The sequence below is a fragment of the Lutibacter sp. genome (assembly GCF_041596795.1).
Lineage (GTDB): Bacteria > Bacteroidota > Bacteroidia > Flavobacteriales > Flavobacteriaceae > Lutibacter.
Map to the genome: position 1 here is coordinate 1 of NZ_JBFHHX010000254.1, position 2,436 is coordinate 2,436.

The 2,436-nt window shown below is 34.7% G+C and carries 4 protein-coding genes; 1 reads left to right on the forward strand and 3 read right to left on the reverse strand.

Going from position 1 to position 2,436, the window contains the following annotated elements:
- From ABY298_RS16005 to ABY298_RS16015, 3 genes are all read right to left on the reverse strand, one after another.
- On the reverse strand, positions 1-1,181 hold a 1,181-nt coding region (locus ABY298_RS16005; protein WP_372747042.1), incomplete at its 3' end, for a hypothetical protein.
- The gene (locus tag ABY298_RS16010) at positions 1,174-1,680 is read right to left on the reverse strand and encodes a hypothetical protein (protein ID WP_372747043.1); all 507 of its coding nucleotides are present in this window, start codon (positions 1,678-1,680) and stop codon (positions 1,174-1,176) included. The genes ABY298_RS16005 and ABY298_RS16010, both read right to left, overlap by 8 nt.
- The gene (locus tag ABY298_RS16015) at positions 1,664-1,951 is read right to left on the reverse strand and encodes an oxidase (protein ID WP_372747045.1); all 288 of its coding nucleotides are present in this window, start codon (positions 1,949-1,951) and stop codon (positions 1,664-1,666) included. Before ABY298_RS16015 ends, ABY298_RS16010 begins: the two co-directional genes overlap by 17 nt.
- 67 nt (positions 1,952-2,018) lie before the next feature.
- Between ABY298_RS16015 and ABY298_RS16020 the strand changes: the two genes are divergently transcribed.
- Positions 2,019-2,436 (forward strand): ATP-dependent Clp protease proteolytic subunit (locus ABY298_RS16020; RefSeq protein WP_372747047.1); only part of this gene is annotated, 418 nt, incomplete at its 3' end.

Genomic DNA, 2,436 nt, shown 5'->3' on the forward strand with positions numbered 1-2,436 from the left:
AAGGCACTTAAACCTTGTTTGCCACGAGCCTGTGCTTTATCGTAATGCCAGTTTACAGCTTCAGTTAATTCACATCTACGGCAAAAAACATCTAAGGCATATATTTTTTGTTGTGTTACACCCAGTAACCAACAGGCTTTATAATCTCCAGTAGCTTTGTAACTTAAATCCCAATACAGTATTAAAGCATTCCATTTGGTATTTGGTGGTACTTTTTCGTAACGTATCCATTCTTTTTTAAAGAGTTTTCCCTCTTCAATTGGATTGTTATAGTCTTCACGTTGCGATGTAAAGTAATCGGTTTTAGCATCAATATCATCTACCATTTGTTGGCTGTAACGTTGGTGCCAACTTGGAGCTCCATTTTTATCTCGTAGGTTTACTTTTGATAAATCGAAGTGTTTAGAATCTTTAAATTTATCCTGGATAAAATCTATTAAACCATCTTTTACAATGTAATTGTTAGGCACTATTAAACGACCACGTTTTAAGTGAAAAGCTTTAACAAGATCTCCTGTAATTTTTTCGCCTTTTTCAGCAATTAAAATTTTGTTTTTAGCTTCTTTTCTATCTTCACAATCATCTACACTGGCAAAATCAGGGCGGAACTCTCCACGTCTTAAACCTCTAAAAGGTTGGTTTAAACCTAAAGCTTTAAAGTACTTACTGTCTTGCGTTTCAAACTCGCCATCTGCCCAGTTACCGTAACTCATTTGCATTCCAAAATCTTTGATTATACGCTCGTTACTTTCTAGGTGCATTTGAATGTCACCTAATAATAGTTTGGCAGCATCTTGGTTTCTGCCAATTAACAAGGCAAAGTTTAACAAGTCGTTTTGTTTTAAGTGTAATACATTACCCACATTGGTATGTATAGATTTTGCAGCACCACGGAACCATTGGCGCATTTGCACAATAAAAGGATCGTTAAAAACTTTAATGTACGAGTTTTGGTGAAAATCGGCACACGGAGCATCGGCTAATGGAACAGGCGCATTCATACCAAAGTAGTAATCAAAAAACTCGTTGTAATGGTTTGGTTTTAATAAACGTTTAATGCGTGTTTCTTGCTCTGCAGTTGTTTCACTTTTTTCTGCAATACTTAAAAGCGTTGCAGATCGTATAAACTTGCTGCGTTCGGCAAATTTCTCCTGTGCTATTTTTAACTCTGTTTTAGTCATTAAAAACTTCTTTATAGGTGGCACTGGTTAACTGGTCCATTACTTCACGTACGTACTTGGCAACCTCTAACTTATAATCTTTGGTTTTTTTTGCACGTTCGCTTAAAGCATCTTTTAAAATGGCATTGCTTAAACTCTCGAAGTTTTGATACATATAGCTTAAAGCCTTTTTATTATCGCTTAACTTATCAAAAGTGGCTGCTAATTTTGACAACTGATCTGCTGATAGTTTAGGAGTTTTACCTTCCTTCATATCGGCAAAAGTTTGTAGCACTTCTTTTCTTAGTTCAACAATGCTAATAGAGTGTACATCTTTTTCATCTTCCCAATTAAACTGGTTTGCCCAGCGTTTAACAGTTTCAATATGTACTTCTAAAATATCGGCAATCTCATCTTTGGAGAATCCGTTAATAAACATACGTAAGCCTTGACGTTTCTTTTTGTCCGCTTCATTTTTATTTAATCTTCCACCAGCCATATTGTTAGTTGTATTCGGCATCAATTAGAATGTTGCCATTAGTTGCTATATTTAATTTATTCACAGTCATACCATCATACTCAAAGTTTCTGCGAATTTTAGTTAATAATTCTCGTGTATTTTCATTCAGCAGTTCGGTTAACACACCCACACCAATTTCAGGTGTTTCTTTATACTCTCCTTTTTCCGCAATTATAATGTGGTTTTGGTGTTGCAGCGTGCTGCTACCAATAACAAAGTCGCCATTTTCTATGCGTAAATTTCCTGAGTCATCTACTAATATGTCTTGCATAATTGAATTATTTACACAACAAAATTGAAACTTTAGGATCGGTATTTAAAAACTAAAATCAACCATTGTGAGCATAATTACAATGGTTGCGGTTTTAATTACAATGGTTGATTTCTTATTTGTGAACGCCACCCAAACGATGCAATTTTGCTTCAACAAACCGATAAAAATGATTAAAAACTTTACCATTGTTAACGAAGATAAAAAGCAGCAAAAAGCTTCAGTTACATTAACTGGATACGTTGCTTCTTTTAACTCAGATAACACTTTTAACTCTGCAAAGTTTATTGAGATGTTCAATACCTTAAAGGCAACAAACACTCATATTCATATTGATATTGTAAATCTTTATGGCGGCAGCATTACAGAAGGAATTCCTGTTTACAACCATATAAAAGAAACTGCAGCTGAAGGATCTGTAAAAATAACTGGTAAAATTGAAGGTTTGGCAGCTTCAATGGGTAGCATTATAGCAATGGCAATAC

Excerpts from the sequence above, each read along its gene's own strand:
- ABY298_RS16015 (WP_372747045.1), bottom strand. The coding sequence starts at position 1,951 with ATGCAAGACATATTAGTAGATGACTCAGGAAATTTACGCATAGAAAAT.
- ABY298_RS16010 (WP_372747043.1), bottom strand. The coding sequence starts at position 1,680 with ATGCCGAATACAACTAACAATATGGCTGGTGGAAGATTAAATAAAAAT.